The organism is Microcoleus pseudofavosus SVA1_A4 (assembly GCF_036700565.1).
Taxonomy (GTDB): domain Bacteria; phylum Cyanobacteriota; class Cyanobacteriia; order Cyanobacteriales; family Microcoleaceae; genus Microcoleus.
In genome coordinates this window covers 38,002-59,488 of sequence record NZ_JAUBPE010000020.1, presented here as the reverse complement: position 1 = coordinate 59,488, position 21,487 = coordinate 38,002, and the positions used below count along the sequence as shown (strand labels likewise).

General features: G+C 45.2%; 13 protein-coding genes. 9 read left to right on the top strand and 4 right to left on the bottom strand.

Annotation, left to right across the window (positions count from 1 at the left end; all coding sequences use genetic code 11):
• The first annotated feature begins 84 nt into the window (after positions 1–84).
• The 6 genes from QUA02_RS11205 to QUA02_RS11180 all read left to right on the top strand — a co-directional run bounded on the left by QUA02_RS11205 (position 85) and on the right by QUA02_RS11180 (position 6,625).
• A complete protein-coding gene (locus tag QUA02_RS11205; protein ID WP_333027565.1) occupies positions 85–912 on the top strand; it encodes a CheR family methyltransferase in 828 nt (275 codons plus the stop codon).
• The gene (locus tag QUA02_RS11200) at positions 884–1,591 is read left to right on the top strand and encodes a chemotaxis protein CheB (RefSeq protein ID WP_333027562.1); all 708 of its coding nucleotides are present in this window, start codon (positions 884–886) and stop codon (positions 1,589–1,591) included. The genes QUA02_RS11205 and QUA02_RS11200 overlap by 29 nt, the downstream gene beginning before the upstream one ends.
• A gap of 7 nt (positions 1,592–1,598) precedes the next feature.
• Entirely contained in the window at positions 1,599–3,725 is a 2,127-nt protein-coding gene (locus QUA02_RS11195) for a hybrid sensor histidine kinase/response regulator (protein WP_333027559.1), read from the top strand.
• 202 nt (positions 3,726–3,927) lie between these two features.
• Positions 3,928–4,755, top strand: a complete 828-nt coding sequence (gene map, locus QUA02_RS11190; RefSeq protein ID WP_333027633.1) for a type I methionyl aminopeptidase — start codon at positions 3,928–3,930, stop codon at positions 4,753–4,755.
• Between the two features lie 206 nt (positions 4,756–4,961).
• Complete coding sequence (locus QUA02_RS11185; RefSeq protein ID WP_332980088.1) at positions 4,962–5,654, top strand: response regulator transcription factor; 693 nt, start codon at positions 4,962–4,964, stop codon at positions 5,652–5,654.
• A 611-nt stretch (positions 5,655–6,265) separates the two neighbouring features.
• Positions 6,266–6,625, top strand: a complete 360-nt coding sequence (locus tag QUA02_RS11180) for a hypothetical protein (RefSeq protein WP_333027555.1) — start codon at positions 6,266–6,268, stop codon at positions 6,623–6,625.
• 358 nt (positions 6,626–6,983) lie between these two features.
• Here QUA02_RS11180 and QUA02_RS11175 read toward each other — a convergent pair whose 3' ends face one another.
• Positions 6,984–7,259 carry a hypothetical protein gene (locus tag QUA02_RS11175; protein WP_333027551.1) on the bottom strand — a complete coding sequence of 92 codons (276 nt, stop codon included), beginning with the start codon at positions 7,257–7,259 and terminating at the stop codon, positions 6,984–6,986.
• An 8-nt stretch (positions 7,260–7,267) separates the two neighbouring features.
• On the opposite strand from QUA02_RS11175, the gene QUA02_RS11170 reads away from it, so the two are divergent.
• Both QUA02_RS11170 and QUA02_RS11165 read left to right on the top strand, forming a co-directional pair.
• Positions 7,268–12,475: a WD40 domain-containing protein gene (locus tag QUA02_RS11170; protein WP_333027548.1), complete on the top strand. Its 5,208-nt coding sequence runs from the start codon at positions 7,268–7,270 to the stop codon at positions 12,473–12,475.
• A 671-nt stretch (positions 12,476–13,146) separates the two neighbouring features.
• Complete coding sequence (locus QUA02_RS11165) at positions 13,147–15,420, top strand: FdhF/YdeP family oxidoreductase (protein WP_333027545.1); 2,274 nt, start codon at positions 13,147–13,149, stop codon at positions 15,418–15,420.
• 31 nt (positions 15,421–15,451) lie between these two features.
• On the opposite strand, the gene QUA02_RS11160 is transcribed toward QUA02_RS11165, so the two are convergent.
• The 3 genes from QUA02_RS11160 to QUA02_RS11150 all read right to left on the bottom strand — a co-directional run bounded on the left by QUA02_RS11160 (position 15,452) and on the right by QUA02_RS11150 (position 18,315).
• Entirely contained in the window at positions 15,452–16,099 is a 648-nt protein-coding gene (locus QUA02_RS11160; RefSeq protein ID WP_333027542.1) for a hypothetical protein, read from the bottom strand.
• A 140-nt stretch (positions 16,100–16,239) separates the two neighbouring features.
• Positions 16,240–16,758: a deaminase domain-containing protein gene (locus QUA02_RS11155; RefSeq protein ID WP_333027539.1), complete on the bottom strand. Its 519-nt coding sequence runs from the start codon at positions 16,756–16,758 to the stop codon at positions 16,240–16,242.
• A 327-nt stretch (positions 16,759–17,085) separates the two neighbouring features.
• Entirely contained in the window at positions 17,086–18,315 is a 1,230-nt protein-coding gene (locus tag QUA02_RS11150) for a glycosyltransferase family 2 protein (RefSeq protein WP_333027536.1), read from the bottom strand.
• Positions 18,316–18,851: 536 nt separating this feature from the next.
• Here QUA02_RS11150 and QUA02_RS11145 point away from each other — a divergent pair.
• Positions 18,852–21,374, top strand: a complete 2,523-nt coding sequence (locus QUA02_RS11145) for a protein kinase domain-containing protein (protein ID WP_333027534.1) — start codon at positions 18,852–18,854, stop codon at positions 21,372–21,374.
• Positions 21,375–21,487: the final 113 nt, after the last annotated feature.

Below are 21,487 nucleotides of genomic sequence, written 5' to 3'. Positions count from 1 at the left end.
GTAAACAGTCAACAATGCCCCATGCCCCATGCCCCATGCCCAATTCCCAATTCCCAATTCCCAATAACCAATTACTAATTAAAAATGCCCGAAAGCCATGAACTGGAAACAATCGAAATTCAACTCCTACTAGAGGGAATGTTTCGCTATTACGGATTTGATTTTCGCAATTATGCTCTTGCCTCTCTCAAGCGCCGTATTAGGAACACTATTCGCTCGGAACGGCTCACCACTGTCTCTGCACTTCAGGAAAAGGTACTTCACAATCCTGCTTACCTAGACCGTTTACTGCTGGACATTTCTGTCAATGTAACGGCGATGTTTCGCGATCCCAGCTTTTACATTAGTTTCAGAAATAAAGTGGTGCCGCTGCTGCGTACTTATCCTTTTATTCGGATTTGGCACGCTGGATGTTCAACGGGAGAAGAAGTCTATTCTATGGCAATCTTGCTGCAAGAAGAAGGACTGTATGACCGCTGTCGGATTTACGCTACGGACATGAATGAATTAGTTTTGAAAACAGCCAAAACAGGGATATTCCCGGTGAAACAAATGCAAGAATATACGCAACTCTACCACCAAGCGGGGGGCAAGAAAGCGTTTTCTGAGTATTACACTGCTGCCTATGAAAATGCGATTTTTCGCTCTTCACTTAAAGATAATATTGTCTTTGCTCACCACAACCTAGCAACGGATAATTCTTTTAATGAATTTAATGTTATTTTATGCCGTAATGTGATGATTTATTTTAATTCACACCTCCAACAGCGGGTACACAAGCTTTTTTATGAGAGCCTGGGAATGTTTGGGGTTTTAGGACTAGGACATCAGGAGTCTCTGACTTTTACACCTTATGAAAAATACTATCAACCAATTGAAAGTAGTGATAAAATCTACCGAAGAGTTAAATAAAAAAAATTTTGAAATAGTGGTTGTTGGCACGTCTTTGGGAGGGCTAGAGGCTCTGACTGTGCTGCTGGCAGATTTGCCACAAAGCTTTCCTTTGCCTGTAGTTATTGTCCAACACCGCCATAAGAGTTCTCAGAATAGGCTTACTTATTTTTTACAAAAGCAAAGCTCTCTCCAAATCACAGATGCCGAAGACAAAGAGCAGATCGCACCGGGACGGGTTTACTTGGCTCCTGCTGACTATCACTTGCTAATAGAATCGCCCTCTGAGGAGGAGTTTAGCCTGTATGAAAACGACTTTACAGAATGGGGGAGCGTGGCAGTGGAGTCAACCCATAATTCAAAATCCCCAATCCCCAATCGCGGAACTCCTAAATTTGCACTATCAACTGAGGCTCCTGTCTGCTACGCGCGGCCCTCAATCGATGTGCTGTTTGAGTCTGCTGCGGATGCCTTTGGGGAGAAAGTTATCGGGATAATTTTAACGGGGGCTAGTTCTGATGGCAGTCAAGGGCTGGCAAAAATTAAAGCTGAGGGAGGATTGACATTTGTCGAGGAACCGGCTTCTGCTCTATGCGGGACAATGCCCGCGTCCGCGATCGCAAATGTTGAAGTAGACTGGATTTTACCCCTCTCTAAAATCGCTCCCTGTTTAGTCAACTTGCTAACAATTAAAGATTAAAAAATTTATGAATGTGCAGCACCTCGATCGAGTAAATGTCCTTCTAGTTGACGATCGCCCAGAAAATTTGGTGGCTCTAGAAGCTATCCTCAACAGCCCCTCTTATAATCTAGTACAAGCTAATTCAGGCCAGGAAGCTCTCAGGTGTCTGCTTAATAAAGATTTTGCGGTGATTTTGCTGGACGTGCAGATGCCGGGAATGGATGGATTTGAGACGGCAACATTGATTCGGTCTAGAGATCGATCGCGATCGACTCCGATTATTTTTATCACAGCATTCAGCAGTAATGACACCCACGTGTTTAAAGGTTATTCTCTGGGTGCGGTGGATTACCTCTTCAAACCCTTGGAACCGGAAATATTGACATCGAAGGTGCAGGTATTTGTGGAATTGTTCCAAAAAACAGTCGAGGTGAAGCGGCAAGCAACACAGTTAGCTGCTGTTAATAGTGAACTAACTAAAAGTGAAGAGCGGTTTCGCACTTTGTGTGCTTGTTCGCCGCTGGGAATTTACTTAGCTGACGTTGAAGGCCGCTGTACTTACATGAATCCCCGCTGTGAAGCGATTTCCGGGTTAATTTTGGAGTCAAGTTTGGCAGAGGTTTGGCAGCGATCGGTTCATCCAGACGATCGCGATCGCGTAGTGGCACATTTGTCAGCATGGATAGAAGAAGGGCAGGAATATTCTAACGAGTTTCGATTAGCTGTTAGCGAAACTGTGCGTTGGATTAACGTGCACTCGTCGCCAATGTTTTCGGATTTGGGAACATTGATCGGTCACGTGGGCACGGTTAGAGATGTCACTGACCGCAAGCAAGCAGAGGAAGAGCGGGGTCGGCTAATCCACGAGCAGGTGGCGCGGCAAGAAGCTGAGAGAGCCAACCAGATGAAGGATGAATTTCTAGCCATTCTTTCTCACGAACTCCGCACTCCTTTAAATGCAATTCTCGGCTGGTCCAGGCTGCTTCGCGCGAAAAAATTTGACGGAGAAACTATTGATAAAGCTCTCGAAACAATTGAGCGCAATGCTAAATCTCAAGCTCAACTTATCGAAGATATTTTAGATGTTTCGCGGATTCTGCGAGGCAAACTAAATTTAAACAAGCATCCGATTCGGTTGGAATATATAATTGAGATGGCAATTGATTCTTTGCGGCCGCTGGCTGAGGAAAAATCAATACTCCTAGAATTAACGTACAGTCCAAATGTAGGTGAAGTTATCGGCGATTTCGATCGCTTGCAGCAAATTGTGTGGAATTTGCTGTCAAATGCGATTAAGTTTACTCCCCAAGACGGTAAAGTAGAGGTGCGGTTGGAGTCCGTTGGCGATCGGGCTCAAATTCAGATAATTGATAGCGGAATTGGTATCGCTCCTGATTTTTTGCCTTATGTTTTCGATCGCTTCCGCCAAGCTGATAGCAGCACAACTAGGTCTTACGGGGGTTTGGGACTGGGATTGGCGATCGTCCATCACTTGGTGGAACTGCACGGCGGTAAGGTTGGCGCAGAGAATAATCCGGGCGAGGGTGCGAAATTTACGGTTTCTCTGCCAGTTGCTGAGCGGAACGCGCAAGGTGCAGGGGATGATTGGTCTATCGTCAATGAGGCGACAGAGGAGCTCCCAACTCTTGTTAATTTGCAATTGCTGGTGGTGGATGATGAAGATGACACGCGGGAGTTTTTGATTACTTTACTGGAACAGGAAGGAGCTACGGTGCGATCCGCGACATCGGTGGCCGAGGCTCTAGCTGCACTGGAGAGTTATTGGCCGGATGTGCTGCTGAGCGACATTGGAATGCCTGGAGCAGACGGCTATCAGTTGATCGCGCGGGTGAGAGAAATGGAAGTGCTCAAGGGTAGACAGATGCCTGCGATCGCCCTGACGGCCTACGCGAGAGAGTCCGAGCGCCAGCAAGCGCTGGAAGCTGGTTTCCAGATGCACTTATCTAAACCTGTTGAGGCAACTGAGTTAATTGCCTCAATTGCTAACCTCGCAGGAACGCTCAAAAATACAGTTAGGCTAAAACCTGTTGAATCATTCAACTTAGGAGGCGAGAGCGAGAGGGAGGGGGCTCCAAGCGACTCGGCGGTTGAAACCGCGTCTTGTCATACGAAGTCTGTCTCCGCAGACTAACAGATCGAGGGAGGCTCACGCACTCAAAACTATTTCTATCCCCCTAATCCCGTGCCGAGTTGTGAGAAAAATATTAAGCTAGCTAAAGGACTAGCGATCGACAGTTCGGAACAAGACACCCGTTTTGACCCAAAAAGCCGGATATTTGCCGTTTTTTGCTTCAACCTCCCGTCAAAGTACAAAATTACCCGCCAATCAATACATGAATATTTTTAGCAGTCTGCTTTCTGGGCCAACTCAAGCACCCCAAGTCAAAAAACAGCGTCGAGGCATTGAAATTAAGTCGGAACGCGAAATCGAAATTATGCGGCAAGCAGCGAAAATCGTTGCAACGGTACTCAAAGAAATTTCCCTGATGGTGAAACCGGGAATGACTACTGCTGATTTGGATGCTTATGCGGAAAAACGCATCCGCTCGATGGGGGCAACTCCGAGTTTTAAAGGCTATCACGGTTTCCCCGGATCGATTTGCTCTAGCATTAATAACGAAGTTGTTCACGGCATCCCCAGCGGCAAAAAAGTAATTCGGGCCGGAGATGTTCTCAAGGTAGATACGGGGGCATATTACCAAGGTTTTCACGGCGATTCTTGCATCACGATCGCAGTTGTGGAAGTCACTCCCGAAGCGGCAAAATTAATCCGAGTAGCAGAAGAAGCTCTCTACAAAGGTATCGAACAAGTGAAAGCAGGAGCTTATTTGTTGGATCTGGCGGGTGCGATCGAAGATCATGTCAAAAGCAACGGTTTTAGCATCGTTGAGGAGTTTACCGGCCACGGTGTCGGGCGAAATTTGCACGAGGAACCGTCGGTTTTCAATTTCCGTACCCGCGAAATGCCGAACGTGAAATTGCGATCGGGTATGACATTGGCGATCGAACCGATTCTGAATGCGGGTTCTAAGTACACTCGGACGCTTTCTGACAAGTGGACTGCTGTAACGGTTGACAATGCTATGTCGGCTCAGTTTGAGCATACTGTGTTGGTGACCCAAACCGGTTACGAAATTTTGACCGATCGTTCAAAAGTTTAAGTCGGAACGGTTCAAGAATAATTTTGAGTTTTGAGTTGTAAGTTGGGAATTAAAGATTTAATCAGTTTTTAATCGTTCGATCGAAACAAAACTCAAAACTCTTGAGTTTAACAACAATTTTTTGAGTCCCTTCGATGGATGGAGTGACAAGAATAGTTAAATTCGGCTAAGTTAAAAGATAGTGGTAAAGCGTAAGGGTAACAGATATGTCAGCACGATTACTATTGGTAGATGACGAACCGGGCTTGCGGGAAGCGGTACAAGCTTATTTGGAAGATAGCAATTTTGCGGTTGAGGTTGCCAGTAATGCTCGGGATGGGTGGGAACTCTTGCAGCAGACTAATCCCGATTTGGTGATTTCAGATATTATGATGCCGCAGGTGGACGGTTATCAATTTCTCAAGCAAGTGCGGGAAGATCCTCGCTACAAGGCTTTACCCGTGGTGTTTTTGACGGCTAAGGGCATGACGGGCGATCGCATTCAAGGCTATCAAGCAGGTTGCGATGCTTATCTTTCTAAGCCTTTCGATCCCGATGAGTTGGTGGCAATTGTCACAAATTTGCTGGCCCGCCGCGCGGCTGCTAAGGAGCTCGGCGAAAATGCTGAAAGTCCCGATATTGCTGCTTTAGCAAGCCAAATGGCGAGAATTGAGTCTTTGCTGAGCGGGCGGAGTTCGATCGCCCAAAGTCCTTCGCCGATTAAAATTGATTTGACTCCCCGAGAACAAAGTGTTTTGGATTTGGTTGCTCAAGGTTTGATGAATAAAGAAATTGCTCGCCGCTTGGAAACTAGCGTGCGGAATGTGGAAAAGTACGTCAGCCGTTTGTTTAGCAAGACGGGTACTAACAGCCGTACAGAGTTGGTTCGCTTCGCTCTCGAACACGGCTTGACTAAGTAGGAGCCCTCTCGACTTTGCTGGAGGCTCTTCCTCGCCGATCTGCGTTACCGGGTTCTTCCTGGTAACGAGAATTCTGCAAAAAATTAGAAATGTTAAGATAAAAGTATTGACAGATATCCGGTGACTGTGGTAGAGGACATCAGCTTGCTGGCAGCGCGGGAGTGCGAAAACTAATGCGCGATTCTCTACGGGATAGCTACGCTCGCGGGTACTTCTCAGCGCTTTGGTTCTGAGATGGACACTCGCAAAAGCTCGGGAATTACTTAACGGAAATACCTGACGGTTTAAGAGTTTTCACGTAGTAAAGAGAAAGGAAAACAGTTGGCCGGATACCCTCTGTCAAGCAAAGTTGTCGCGAAGTGTCACAGATGGGGTTATATTTTGTCAGCAAAGAAACCACTATCAATTAATGACTCTGCTCAAAAACGGATACAAGCCCCCGACAGGAGTCGCAAGCAGCCCCAAATTTTAGACCAAAGTTCAACTTCTCAGATTCATCTGTGGAGTAAATCTCAAATCTAAAATCTAAAATCGGCTGACAGCGCTCTAAAGTAGCGGCGGATGTTGAATTTATAGCAGCACCAAAGTTTAGTTTATACCAGGAGGATAGCATGAGGAAAATCAGGGCGCTACAAAGGATAAGTGCCATAGTAGCACTGCCGATCGTACTAATGGCAAATACAGCTCAAGCTTTTGCCGCCGATACCGGTCAGAAAATAGAGCCAATTAAGAAAGTTTCGGATTTCGGCGATGAGCTTGATTTTGAGATTGCGACACCAACAACAATCAGCATTGAAGAAAGCGAGGATTGGGATGAACCTGATTTTGCAGCTAATTTAGATATGGAGATTAGTAAATTTATGACAAACAATCTTCAAGCTGTAATTGATGAGCCACCGCCCGTAGTTTATCTCAGCGCGGCGAGGGGTCAGTCAACCAAGGAATGCCGGATTTCAGCGATCTGCGAATAACTGGGATTTGTGCGATTTGTGCGATGGCTGGCGAGCTTGCAGCCCGTGCTACGACTCTTTTTCTCGGTACAATTCTCGCTGTGCGATGGTAAAAAATTCAGTAAAATCCAGTAGATTTTGCTGCGAATATGCGAATAACAGAGTATGTATTTTTTCGGGTATGCTTTAATTCGATCGGCTACAACAATAAGTATGCAGGCTGAAATCAACTTAACTAATTGATGGTTCCCTGTGATGGGAAATTGCCAAAACGGGCAGAAATCAACTTAACCATGTGATTGTTTGCTGTGATTTGCGATCGCAAAAACTGGTACAACTAAGCTTATAGCAACCGCAAAAACGGTTAGTTATGAAGTTCTTAATTGCACTTTGTCCCGGCGGTCGATTCCTTTTTCCTGACATCCGTTACATCCGTTACAGAATCCGTTGCCGAACTTCCATCCGTTACATCCGTTACATCCGTTACATCCGTTACAGAATCCGTTGCCGAACTTCCATCCGTTACCTCCGTTACATCCGCCCTTACGAATCCGTTGCCGAACTTCCCTCCATCCGTTACATCCCGTACATTGCCCGTTGCCGAACTTCCTTCTCTCGGCAATTTACAGCATCTATTCTGAGAATAATTTTCCAATATTAATTATGATTAATTCGCACTGCAACCAAGACACCGCAGCACAGCAAAACAAAAGTTCGCTGCAAACTCTCTCCCGGACTTTGAGAATGTCTCAGGGGCAATTTTCCCTGATTTTGGTTCGATGTAATTACAGTGCGATGAGAGAAGAAACTGTACGGCAATTGCGGGAAGATTCTGGTATCGAGATTCGAGAAATTGTCCTCCCGACATCTGTTAAAACTCTTTACACGACGATAGAAACCGAACTTACTGACAGCCAGCCGCCAGCTTTAATGGTGTTTGGATTGGAATCGGTAAGCGCGATCGATCGGGTGCTGACTTCTACCAACTACGTGAGGGAAGAATTTAGGAATAATTTTCCCTTCCCGGTGGTGCTGTGGGTGACAGACAAAATTTTAAAAAAACTGATTCGGTTAGTAACAGATATCGAGACTTGGACGACAACTGTTGAATTTGTGCTGGGTCCAGACGAGTTGGTGGATTTCCTGGGCAAAAGTGCCGATCGCATTTTTTCCGACATTTTAGAAAACGGCAATTGGCGTTTAAGTAATTCTGCCATTATCGGAGCCAATTCTTTGACTGAATTAGAGTCTGCCAGCCAAGACTTGCAAACTTGCAACATCAGGTTAGAACCAGCTATTGAAGCGAGTTTGCAATTTATTCGCGGTCGGCACGAATATGCTTGTCACCGCATCCCTGCTGCTGTTGAATTGTATCAAAAAAGTCTCACTTTTTGGAAGTATCAAGTACCATTTATTGGAGCGAAAACAGAATTTAGCGATTTGTTATTTACCGTTCATCCTGCACCGGTATTAGAGGGAATTATGCTATTCCACATCGGCCTTTGCTACCGCTTCCAAGCAGAACACCACCGCAACGGCAACCGTCCTTACTGGACAGAAGCTAAGAATTATTTTCAGCAATGTATTGATGTTTTAGAGGGCGCGAGACAGTCGGATGCCGTTGGTATATTCATCAATCAACTCGGCGAAGTATTGCAGCATTTAGAAGATTGGGATGCACTCTGGAATTTAGCTATCAAAGCTCGGAGGTTACATCAAAACATGGAAAATTCAGCAGTTAATTTGGCTCAAGATTACGGCTTTTTGGCTAGAGTAGCCTTAGAGCAGAAGAACTGGCAAGGGGCGAAAGAATGGGCTTTAGTCGCTCTAGAGGTTCTCAACTCAAATTTAGAAGCGACGGGACAGGGAACGCCTGTAAAGTCGCAGCATCAAGGCTTGTATCTGTTAATTTTAGCAGAGGCCCAGAGCCAGTTGGGTGAGATTGAGGAGGCGATCGCGCATTTAGAGCTTGCTCGCTCGGAAACCGAAGCTTGCTACAACCCGCAACTGTATTTGCGGGTTTTAGAAATGCTGCGATCGCTCTATTTTCAGCGAGGAGAATATCTCGAAGCATTTCAAATTAAGCAAGATTATCGAGCGGTGGAACACACGTATCGGTTCCGAGCTTTTATTGGAGCCGGAAAGTTGCAGCCGCACAGAGAAGCGATTAATCCCGCCGCCGAAACTGTTGCCACCTCTGCTACTATTGCTGACGAAATTACTGCTTCGGGCAGAGAAGAAGACCTCAACCGCTTGATATATAGGATGAACAATACCCCAGACAAACTGACAGTAATTTACGGTCAGTCTGGAGTTGGCAAAAGTTCAATAGTCACCGGGGGATTAGTGCCGGCTCTCAAAGAAAAAAAAATAGAAATGCGTACTGTTTTGCCGGTAGTGCTGCAAGTTTACAACAACTGGCCGCGGGAATTGACCAGACAGTTATCTGCTGGTAAAGCTGAAATATTCGATCGGGAAATTTCCGAAGCAGTACCGGGAGCGGAGGAGGTAGATTTTCCAGTAGAAGCAGGCGCAGTCAAGGGAAATCTTGTTTCGGGATTTAACGGCGGCTCTGCTGGGAAAAATGAGGATAAAATTGAGCAGTCACAGCCTGTAGAATTAATCTTAGAACAACAGGCGATCGAATACGAAAAAATTATCAAGGAACTGCAAACAAATTCAGAACATCTAGTGACTGTTCTGATATTTGACCAATTTGAAGAATTCTTTTTCGTGTGGAAAGAGCCAGCGGCAAGGCAGATATTTTTTGATTTTTTGCGGAAATGCTTGAAAATCAAATATTTAAAAGTCGTCCTGTCTTTGCGGGAAGATTACCTGCACTATTTGCTGGAATTTTCCCGACCGAAAAATCAGACACAATTTATCAACAATGATATTTTGGCGGACATTCTCAGCAAAGATATTCTGTTTTATTTGGGAAATTTTTCGCTGGGCGATGCGCGATCGGTAATTCGCACTTTAACTGAACGATCGCAGTTTTACTTAGAACCGGAGCTGATCGAAGAATTAGTCAAAGATTTAGCTGGAGAATTGGGAGAAGTCCGCCCGATCGAACTACAACTTGTCGGCGCTCAACTGCAACAAGAGGACATTAGAACTTTAACTCACTATCAGGAACTAGGCAACAATCCGCAACAAAAATTAGTCGAAAGATTTCTCGAAGAAGTCATCAAAGATTGCGGCCCAGAAAATGAAGTAGCGGCGCGCCGAGTTTTGTATTTGCTGACAGATGAAGATGAGATCCGTCCCCTAAAAACCCGCGCCGAATTAGCCTCTAATTTAGCGACATTTGCCGAAGCTGAGAAATTAGATTTAGTCTTAGAACTGTTAGTAAAATCCGGTTTAGTTTTTCGGTGGACGGAACTACCGGCAGAGCTTTACCAGCTCGTTCACGACTATCTAGTTAGTTTCATCCGCCAGCAGCAGGAATCAGATAAAAAGGCAGAATTCGACGAACTGCGAAAGCAAAACCAAATTAACCGAGATGAAATTGACCAAATTCGCAAAGACAGAGAGCGAGATGCTTTGCTGTCGGAATCTAGAGACAAACAGCGTCAAGCTAGAGACAAACAGCACGAAGCGGAAGCTCAACTTTATCAAGCTCGGAGATGGCAATTGCGGGCGGCGGTTCTAGGAGTGCTTGTACTCGGAGGTGTTTCGGCGATGGCATTCGAGCAAGCAAAATTAGCAGAAAGCGCGCGGCAAGAAGCAGAAAAAAGTCGGACTGATGCCCTAAATTCGGCGTCGCAAGCTTTGGTGCTTTCTAATGAAAAAAATCAATTAGGAGTGTTGGGAAATAGTATCAAAATCGGCCGCGATTCTCTGAAAAGTACAGCGCTGCCTGCGGACACTAAAAATCAAATTGCTGAAAGACTCAGACAAGCAGTTTCTGGGGTGCAAGAACGCAACCGTTTCGAGCAGCACAGCAAGTTTGTTTTAGATGTGAGTGTCAGTCCCGACGGCAATTCAGTTGCTTCGGCAAGTGCTGACAAAACTGTTAAATTGTGGAGCAAAGAAGGTAAGTTATTAAAGACTTTCAATCACGGCGATAGCGTGACGAGTGTTAGTCTTAGCCCGGATGGTAAAACGATCGCAACTGGTTGTGCCGATCGTAAAATCCGAATTTGGCAAGCGGATAATGACAAAAGTCCGATCGCAACTTTAGAAGGTCACCAAGATATCGTCACCAGCGTTAGTTTCAGCCCCGATGGCAAAACCCTCGCTTCCTCAAGTCACGACAAGACTGTCAAAATCTGGAACATTACCAGCAAAAAATTGCTGCAAACTTTGAAGGGACACAAAGATTGGGTACTCGGTGTCAAATTCAGTCCCGACGGCAAAACAATTGCCTCAGCAAGTGCTGACAAAACTGTCAAACTTTGGAACCGAGAAGGTAAAACTCAAAAATTTCAAATTAATCCCAAAACTTTAAACAAGCATTCTGACATCGTTTACAGCGTAAGTTTCAGTCCGAACAATCAAGAAATCGTCACCGCAAGTGCCGATACTACAGTCAAAATCTGGAACCGAAAAGGTGAGGAAATTAGAACTCTCAAAGGACACAACGATGAAGTTGTCAGTGCTAGTTTCAGTCGCGACGGCGAAAAAATTGTCACGGGCAGTGCAGATGATACGGTGAAAGTTTGGAACCGCAGCGGCACTTTGTTGAGCACTTTTCGAGGACACCAAGATGATGTGAGGGCCGTAACTTTCAGCCGCGATGGCACTATTGCTTCGGCAAGCAAAGACAAAATGGTGAAAATTTGGAATCCTGACAGGACTCCTTTGAATAAGATTTTATCGGGACACGGTGACTGGGTTTATAAAGTCAGTTTTAGTGCTGACGGAAAAACAATTGCTTCTGCTAGCGGGGACAAAACGGTGAGACTTTGGCGCGCTGAAGGCAGTTTATTCAAAACCTTAGCAGGTCACAAGGATTCTGTTACCTGGGTGAGCATTTCACCTGATGATAAAACTGTTGCTTCGGCCAGCGATGACAAAACGGTGAAAGTCTGGAGTTTAGACGGGAAACTGTTAGATACTCTGAACCACAGCGGCATTGTTAGAAGCGTCAGTTTTAGTCCAGACGGCAAGACTATTGCTGCCGCAAGTGCCGATCGCAATTTGTACCTCTGGCGCTGGAACGGTTCTAAAGCAACTTTGCTGGCCAAACTCGACCACAGCAACCCGGTAATTAGTGTTAGTTTCAGCCCAGACGGCAAAACTATCGCTGTGGCTACGGCTACTGATGATAAATCAACTGCGAACAAAAATGCTTTTGAAAGTGCGGGAGCAAATAAGGTTTACCTGTGGCAATTTAATGGTTCCGAGGCGAAGATTCTAAAAACTCTCGCTCACCCAGATAGCGTTAAAGATGTGAGTTTCAGTCCTGACGGTAAGACAATTGCTACTGCTTGTGCTGACAAAAAAGTTTACTTGTGGCGGTTTGATGGAAAAGGCGCAACAATAGCGGAAAAACTCGACCACAGCGATACTGTGGAAAGCGTGAGTTTCAGTCCCGACGGCAAGTTGATTGCGGCGGCGAGTGGGGGAAATACTGTTAAGCTGTGGAATTTTGACGGCCAAAAGGCTATTCTATCTAAGACTTTGGAATCGAGCGATCGGGTGTTGAGTGTTAGTTTTAGTTCTGACAGCAAAACTCTGGCTTTTGCTAGTAGGGATAGGACTGTAATTCTCTGGCCTTTGGAGAATTTGGAACTGAATAATATTATTGCTCGGAGTTGCGAATGGGTGGAAAATTATTTGCAGAATGACCCAAATGTCGCTGAGGGCGATCGAATGCTTTGTCTGGGGTTTGGGAAGCAGGCGTTAAATAAGGGGAAGCGGTAATCGGTGACAGCAAAATGATCGTTATGGGAAACTCAGTCCGCTGTGATTGGATAGATTACTTTTTCAGTTTGAGAACCATCTTCATTGTCGGTTATAAAAGAATGAAATTCTAACATAGGCACATCATTTTTTCTCTGCAACCTCAAGATTTCCCAAATAGGAGGGTTATCTTGTATCTTAATTGTCATGACCATTAGCCAATCTGGTATTTCTAAACCTTTAATTATCCGCTCAGCTATGTGATTTTCACCTTGATTCCAGAATGTCGTTGTGATTACTTTGGTGACACTTGCCTCATCATCAATTATCCTTACTCTGGTATTTAATACCAGTTTGCGATCGACATCTAAGTAATCAATTTCTTTATCGTATTCGGAAACACAATTCCATGCAACTTTCTCGTCTGGCTCTAGATCGAAATAATCCTCTGGTGAGATTTCAATAGTATGCCACTCAGTATCATTAATGAACCTGTAGTCTATAAAAATACAGACTGAAATAAGTTAACTCCCAATATGTTTTCGCTTGTTTAACGTGTAAAATTGGAGGCAGAGCCTCGTAACGAGTAAAAATTCCCAATTCCAATTTAAAAAATCTATCTCTTGGCTAATTTTATGATAGTACATTTAGGGTAAAATTTCAGTAATAAAATCAACTCCGAGGTAAACCGCATGGACACCAACTCCCAAAATGTGCAACCAATCCCGCCATTCAGCGAGACAAACGAGGAAACGCCAGAGATAGGCGGCGGTTTACCCGTAATTGAGTTTTGGGCAGAGCATACTTTGTCTCCCGAAGGCCCGAAACTTTGGAAAACTTTGCTGCACAAAAGTGCTTGTTTGTCCTGTTCTTGGGGCACTGGCGGACAGAAAGGAGGCTTTACCAATGAAGAGGGCGAAAAACTTCAGCGCTGCATGAAAAGCGTGGAAGCAATCTCTGCTGAAATTAAGCCGGCTATCTCAACTCACTACTTTGAACAGCAGAGTATTAATCAACTCCAGCAGTTAACTTCGATGGAAGCAGACAGGCTGGGAAGGTTGAGTTTTCCGATGATTTTGCGGGCTGGTTCGTCTCATTACGATCGCATTTCTTGGCAAGAAGTTTATCAGATTGCCGAAGCTGCCTTTCGCAAAACCCCCGAACGAGTCGCATCTTACAGTTCCGGCCGCTCTTCCAACGAAGCGGCTTTTCTGCTGCAATTGATGATGCGGGCGATGGGTTCTAATAACTTAGCAGATTGTTCGGATCTCTGCCACGCTCCCTCGACAACCGGGCTAAACGAAATGTTTGCCACCCGCACCTCGGTAGTGAGTCTAGAAAACTTAAAGCAAGCAGATTGCGTCGTGCTCGCGGGTGCGAATTCTTCCTACAACCATCCCCGTTTGATGAACGAATTGATTAAAATTCGCGACAAAGGCGGTAAAATAATTGTAATTAACCCGGTGATGGAAATCGGGTTAGTCAAGTTTGGTTCTCCAGCATTTCCCGTCAAGTCGCTCATCCCCGGTTCCGATATTTCTTCCCTATACTTGCAACCAATTCCCGGCAGCGACACGGCGCTTTTTCTCGGCATTCAAAAAGCTGTAATCGAACAAGGATTGCTGGAAGAAAAATACTTGCAAGCTTATACAGAAGGCTGGGAAGCAGCAGTCCAACACGCCCGCGAAACTTCTTGGGAAACTATTACTGAAACCTGCGGAGTTTCCCGCGCAGAAATAGAGGCAGCAGCCAAAATTATCGGCAGTTCAAAGCGGGTTGTCTTCGGTTGGGCGATGGGAATTACCCAACACTATAACGGCGTAGATAATGTTTTCAGCATTGCCAATACTGCCTTAATGACAGGAAATGTCGGCAAAGAAGGGGCGGGATTAATGCCCGTGAGAGGGCACTCAAACGTCCAAGGATTCGGCTCTATGGGCGTCACTGTGAAGCTGAAAAAAGAAATCCAGGCCGCTCTAGAAAAATTGTTAGGGCGTCCCCTCAGCCCTGTTAAGGGTTACGAAACTCGATCGCTAATTGAAGCAGCAGATGCAGGCAAAGTCGATACGCTGATCTGTCTTGGCGGCAACTTGTATGGGGCAAATCCAGATTCAAATCAGGCAAAACGCGCTTTAGGTAAAATTGAAACTATTATTTACCTCGCAACTAAACCGAACTTAGGGCATTTTAGCGGGTTAGCAAAGCACAATACAATTGTGATTCCCGTGCTTAATCGCTTTGAAAATCCCCACAAAACAACCGTGGAATCTGGTAATAATTTTGTGCGTTTCAATGACGAGGGAGAAACTCATCTCAAAAATGCCGATCTGATTTCAGAGGTAGAATTCTTGACGGAATTAGCTAGCAGAATTCACGGCGAGTTTCCGGTTCATTGGCGCCTACTTCAAGACACAAAATACGTGCGCCAACTAATTGCTCAAACTATTCCGGGCTATGAAAAATTAGGGACAATTGATAAAACAAAAGAGGAATTTACGATCGCAGGTCGCATTTTTACGGAACCTAAATTTCCTACAGAGTCTGGGAAAGCGCAGATGTTTGTTACACCTTTACCAGTCCTGAAACTACCCGCAGCCCAAGAGTTTGGAGCATCAGAATCGGTGCGGGGTTTAGTTGTAGCATTGATGACGGGACGCAGCTACTCTCAGCACAATACTGTCGTCTACAAAATTGATGATAAGTACCGGGGAATGCCGCACCGCAACTGCATTTTGATGAACAGTGCGGATGCTGAAAGTGCGGGTTTGAAGGAACATCAGCGGGTTACGGTGCAGGGAAATGTGGGGAAAATGGAAAATGTCGAGGTGATTTACGGGGCGGTGCGTGCGGGTGCTGCTTTGATGTTTTATCCTGAAGTTAATGTGATTTTTCACCCGGAGATTGAAAAGCGATCGGGCACGCCTGCTTACAAGCGCGTACCTGCTTTTGTTTATGCAGAAAGGTAAAAACAGAATACTATTGATTGCCTCATCGCAATTACGCACACTGACTCAACGGCGGAAATTCCCATTTTCCCGAATATAAAGTAGATGGCAGCTTTAAACAATAGGCAGCAGGAATTACCTCGATCAACCACCAATTAAACATATCTCGTCGGGCAGCAGCAAAACCAGAAATTGCATCTCCGGTAATGGCATCATACATAATATCTAAGATGGCATTATAGGCTGTTTTGGTGTTGAGTGTTTGCAGCAAGCCGTAGAAAATATTATAAGCTTCGTTACTAGCTTGATATTTTCCAATTTTGTCGATATGAGGAAACAATGTATCTGCCCAAGTTTCTGGAATTTCACCACCATCCTTCAACCAACAAAATATAATTCCTTCAACAATATCAGTCTTGTTTTCTTCAGGAAAGTAATGTTTAATGGTCGGTTTAGCTGCTAATGCTATTCCATAAGCCATGTAGACATATCGCTGATGGGATATTGCATCATTAGGCATTCCAAAGGCCGTCATTACTTCTACAAAAGCTTCTTCTACATCGCTGTTTCCGCCTCTTTCATATAAATCGTCATATTTTCTGTCCCAAACCGTGCGAAGTGTTTGCTGTAATTGAACGGGAATATCGGAGTTGCTGGGCAATCTAAAATCGGTGTAGTGGCCTATGTCAAACTGTATCATTGACTTTTCATCCTTATATTTTTCATTTGATCGTATACTAAGATAAAGCTTATTTTAAGCTTCAGATCACTTCCATTCTACCTTACCCAGAGAAGCCAGTAAAGCCTTGCTTGGCTCTACTGGCTTTTGATCCTATATTTCTACGGATATGGCTCCTTGTAGAAGATAATCACTTCAATGTTCGGGAACAATCTACCAAAGTCTTCATCGCAAGTAGTGTTACAGCCAGAACACATCTCTATCTCCGTGTAGAGGTAAAGCCTTCCTGTCGCATCCGAAGGTACACTATCTCCTTCCAAGTCTTCTGCAAGTGCATTGAAGAGCTTGTACTCGGCGTGTTCTTGGTTGTAATTATTATTGAGCGATCCTCTGTCAATTCTTTGCTCAAAAAACAACTTTGGCCCATTGTCTTTGCCTGGAATATTCAGAGGGTTTTTCTTGCTAGTAGCTTCTTTTCTATAAACTCTACCCGTTGGGAGTTCTAGTTTGGCAACAGCAACATTACCAGAACTGGCTTTTTTAATATGAGTCGATCGAACTTCTTGAGCCTTAGTCCGCAATTCCTCTACGATGTCCGCATGGCACTCAGGTATGCCTTGGGGATACTCGTAATGAGGTGTGTTTCTATAGGGGTTTCCTGTAGTTAAGTTGTTTGTCACACGATTAATTTTAATTTTACCAATAATTTTATATATAACCTGACTTAGACATAAGCTTAAAGCCTCGTGTGATATCAATTCCGGCTGCGTTGGAATGATATAGAGGACACGGCAGTGCCGTTTCCCTACTCCAGATTAATTGTAGGGACGGCACTGCCGTGTCCTGATTTCGGGTTATATTAATTCCGATGCAACCGGAATTGATATGACTCAGGTATTTTGATTCTACCGTACTATATAGAACTTGTCACAATCTAAGTTGTTAGCCAATTCTTCAAAAAAGCGATCGCTCTGGGATATCTCGAAATGCGATCGCTACAATTTCTATTAAGTATTCGGATTTTGTAAGGCTCTACCGCGCCAAGTCCACCCCCAACCTGTTTCGGTTTTAATCGCAGAACCGATCGCAATCGCCGCCACTAACGCACCTCCCAAACCTCCAAACCACCAGTATTTCGTGGGACAGTCGGAAATCTCGGCACCCAAACGTCGCAAATTGTAATGCTGCAAAATTACGATTGCGGATAAACAGATCGTTAACAAGGTAATTGGCAATTGGTAATTGGTAATCGGTAATTGGTAATTGGTAATTATGTTTGCAACTTCGCCATTTGCCAGCAAAATAGCTAATGCCAACCACGGCATAGGATAAAGAAATAACATAATTGCGGCCATGTAAACCATCATCCCCCAACTGCGGTTAGCGCCGAGATACAGATTCTTTGTCCAGCCTTCCCACAATGCGTTCCAAGACCGATACATTTGCACGGATGCCAAATTTGACCCGGCATAAAGTCCGAGCTTTAAACCCGCACGTTTGATGCGCCTAGCTAATTCCACATCTTCCACAATTTCGCTTGCAACTGCTTCGTGACCGCCGATTTTTTCGTAGGCCGATCGCCTAAATAGCATAAACGGGCCGCCGGCAAAAGCGCTGTCTGTTGTCGGATCGTTGACTGCGGTGAAGTCGAAGCAAACTGCTAGGTGATTGAACATTATCGGCTGCACCAACCACTCGGCAAAACACTCGCAAACCAGCGCTGGCATACAGGTGAACAAGTCTATTTTCTCGGTTTCTGCTGTGGCGATAGCGGTTTCGATCGCCCCCGGTTTGAGCCGCACGTCGGCATCGATAAATAATAAGAAGTCTCCGGTTGCTACTTGAACAGCTTGGGCGCAGGCCCAGTTTTTGCCCGCCCAATATTGGTTCGCAGGTCGCGGCTGACCTGCTAATATTTTTAGGCGGGGGTCGCCCGGCTGCTGTTGCAGGGTTTGGGCGATCGCTAGCGTGTCGTCTGTCGATCGATCGTCTACAATTAAAACCTCTAGGTTGTCCGCAGACAGCGGTGTACTCTCCAAAATGGCGATCGCGCAATCCCGAATATTCTCGGCTTCGTTGTATGCTGGTACGATTACCGAAACTTTTGGCATCCGAGAGGGCTCCGGCGGAGCCGAACTTCTGTCGGTTCTAGGCGCATTTTTGACCGATCGGCGCAAATTCTTAGTGTAAGCTCTACTTACTATGAGAGAAAAAATTAGCAGGGTTAACAATATCAAAGCGAACTGACCTCAAAATTTCGGTGCACAATTTGTCTCCTTAAATATTAAAAAATATTAAAACAAAAAGCTAGTCGATCGCCCGAAAAGTTATTTTGACCGCCTCTTTTGCTATAATTTGTGAGCATCTTTCGGCTCGCCCGCAGCAAGGGGCAAGACCCCTCACCCGGTCAGCGACCGAAAAGCCGAGGATAGATATCACTCAAGAGAGGAGATTGCAATGGGCGAATTTTTTACAGTGGATGTGTTTGCGGACACGATAGCGGTACTCGGCGCTTTGGGTTTTTTCTTTTTGGGATATCAAGCTTTGCAGATGTTGAAAAGATAAAGTATTAGTAAATTGAGCCTGCTGACAAACGATTAGCTCCTCGATCCCCCCTAGCCCCCCTTAAAAAGGGGGGACAATAGCATTCAAAGTCACCCTTTTTAAGGGGGATTTAGGGGGATCGAGGCTGCGAAGAAAAAAAATAGCAATTCCTGCCGGCTGTGAAACTGTTTCTTGCGAAAATCAACCAAAAAAAGGCTGCGTTATTATCATGGTGAGCCAACTTTTAGATGGACGCTATCAAATCATTGAAGTCATAGAAACAGGAGAATTTGGACAAACCTATCTGGCCAAAGATATTCGCCGTCCGGGAGAACCGCAGTGCTTTGTCAAGCACCTGCGTCCCGGTACCACCGAACCAAAATTAATTAATACTACGCGCCGTCTTTTCCAAAAAGAAGCAGAAGTTCTAGAAAAGCTCGGTCAACACGACCAAATTCCTCAGCTATTCGCTTATTTTGAAGAAAACGAAGAATTTTTCTTAGTTGAATCCTTTGTTGCCGGTCACTCGCTATCAACCGAGATTGTACCCGGTAAGCCAGTTAGCGAAGAAAAAATGATTTCTTTGCTGAGAGAATTGTTAGAAATTTTAGTATTTGTACACGGACATGGAGTAATTCACCGAGATATTAAACCAGCGAATTTAATCCGCCGCTATTCAGACAACAAGTTAGTTTTGATCGACTTTGGCTCGGTGAAAGAGATTCACATCGCTCAAAGACAAGCGCCGGTAACTGTGCGGATTGGCACGCTGGAATATATGCCGATCGAACAATTTCAATACAACCCGCAACTCAACAGCGATATCTACGCTTTGGGAATGATTGGCATCCAAGCAATGACGGGTTTGCCGGCTTACGATTTGCCTAAACTGCGGGATTTGAAAAATTCTAATAAAGGCGAAATTGTTTGGCGGCATTTAGCCGCGTGTTCCCAAGCGCTGGCCGATGTTTTGGACAATATGGTGCGCTACGATTTTCGGGAAAGGTATCAGTCGGCGACGGAAGCTTTAGCCGATTTGAGGAAAATTGGCGATCGCTCGCGGGCGCGGATTCCCAAGCTCACAATATATCGCGAAGAAGTCGATCGGCGCAGCAGCAGCCGCGGTGACATTACAGTCGTCGGTCGGAGAATATTAGAAGAATTGCGCATGAGTTTGGAATTGCTGCCAGAAGAAGCAGAGGCGATCGAAGATGAGGTATTGAACCCTTACCGCAAATACAGGGAAAAAGGCGAACGCTACGAACAATCACTGCAAGAAGCAATGCAGCAAGAATATCCCTTTACTTTGGAAACTCGCGAGGAGTTAAAACGCTTGCAGCAAGTTTTAGGGCTTACCGACGAAGATGCCGCGAAAATCGAAGAATTAGTCATTCCTAAATCTTTATTCGCTAAATTGTACAAGGCGATATCCACAGTTTTGGAGGGACACCGCAACCCCAATGGGCCAGCAGCCAGCAGCAGCGCTCAACTCGAAGTGCAGCCAAGTTCGGCGCTATCCCCGCAGGTAAATCTGAACGGAAAAACCGATTTGTCGTTAGCGCAGCCCTCGGAGAGGATCGCCCCTACCGCAGCGATTGTCCCCAAAGAACCTCGCAAATTCAATCCTTATCTCGCCGGAGCAACAATTGCGGCTATCCTAGCTGCGATCGGCGGAATTTATGGATATCTCAAGTGGCAAGACTGGCAGCAGCGAGTCCAGAAAGAATCCCAACAGTTCAGTCAAATTGAAGCTCTTTATACAGCCAGCAATTATGAAGACTGCATCACCAAAATACCAACAATTGCCAACACTTCCACCAGCTATTCGTCAGCTCAGAAGTTACAGGAACAGTGCCAAGCAGGTCTGCTGTGGAAAAACGCTAAAGTCAAAAATTTCGCTCAGCATTCAGATGCAGTTGGGTCTGTTGCTTTCAGTCCAGACGGCTTAATGTTAGCAAGCGGTTCTAAAGACAAAACCATCCAAATTTGGGATTTAGCTACAGGCAAGTCGATCCGCAGTTTTGCAGGAGATTCCTCCACCATTTGGTCGGTTGCTTTTGACTCAAACGGTACGAGACTTGCGACGGGAACCGGTTTTTGGAGAGTCATGCTGTGGGATTTGAAAACAGGGCAAGTAATTCCCAATCTCGACCACACTGCTTCTGTTTGGTCTGTCGCTGTTAGCCCCGACGGACAACTGATTGCTAGCGGCAGCGGAGACAAAACCACAAAGATTTCAGATGCAGCAACTGGCAGTTTGATTCTGAATTTGCCAGACCATACAGATTTTGTTTATTCTGTTGCTTTCACTCCCGATGGCAAAAGTTTGGTTAGCGCTTCTAAGGATAAAAAAATTACAATTGTTGATGTAGCAACTGGAAAGTTGCTCAAAACTCTTGAAGGACACGGCGACCCGGTGAGGTCGGTTGCTGTTAGCCCGGATGGCAAGACAATAGTTAGCGGTTCCTACGATGAAAGTATTAAAATCTGGAATCTCGAAACAGGAGATTTAATTCGCTCGCTCAAGGGACATTCTGACGATATTGTCTCGGTTGCTATCAGCCCGGATGGGAAATTTATTGCGAGCGGGAGCAAGGATAAAACTATTAAAGTTTGGGATTTGGCTACCGGAGAATTGCTGAATACTTTGACGGGACATACCGATGAGGTTTATGTGGTCACTTTTAGTCCTGACGGCAAAACTATTGCTAGCGGTTCTAAAGACAATACTATTAAGTTGTGGCTGAGGTAATTAGTCATATCGTTTCCGGTAGCATCGGAATTATTAGCCAAAATTAGGACACGGCAGTGCCGTGTCCCTACAATATTATTTTCGGTAGGGACACGGCACTGCCGTGTCCTCTA

Coding starts and splice junctions, on each gene's coding strand:
- QUA02_RS11145 (WP_333027534.1), top strand. CDS start 18,852: ATGGTGAGCCAACTTTTAGATGGACGCTATCAAATCATTGAAGTCATA.
- map (WP_333027633.1), top strand. CDS start 3,928: ATGAATATTTTTAGCAGTCTGCTTTCTGGGCCAACTCAAGCACCCCAA.
- QUA02_RS11180 (WP_333027555.1), top strand. CDS start 6,266: ATGAGGAAAATCAGGGCGCTACAAAGGATAAGTGCCATAGTAGCACTG.
- QUA02_RS11165 (WP_333027545.1), top strand. CDS start 13,147: ATGGACACCAACTCCCAAAATGTGCAACCAATCCCGCCATTCAGCGAG.
- QUA02_RS11170 (WP_333027548.1), top strand. CDS start 7,268: ATGATTAATTCGCACTGCAACCAAGACACCGCAGCACAGCAAAACAAA.
- QUA02_RS11195 (WP_333027559.1), top strand. CDS start 1,599: ATGAATGTGCAGCACCTCGATCGAGTAAATGTCCTTCTAGTTGACGAT.
- QUA02_RS11160 (WP_333027542.1), bottom strand. CDS start 16,099: ATGATACAGTTTGACATAGGCCACTACACCGATTTTAGATTGCCCAGC.
- QUA02_RS11205 (WP_333027565.1), top strand. CDS start 85: ATGCCCGAAAGCCATGAACTGGAAACAATCGAAATTCAACTCCTACTA.
- QUA02_RS11185 (WP_332980088.1), top strand. CDS start 4,962: ATGTCAGCACGATTACTATTGGTAGATGACGAACCGGGCTTGCGGGAA.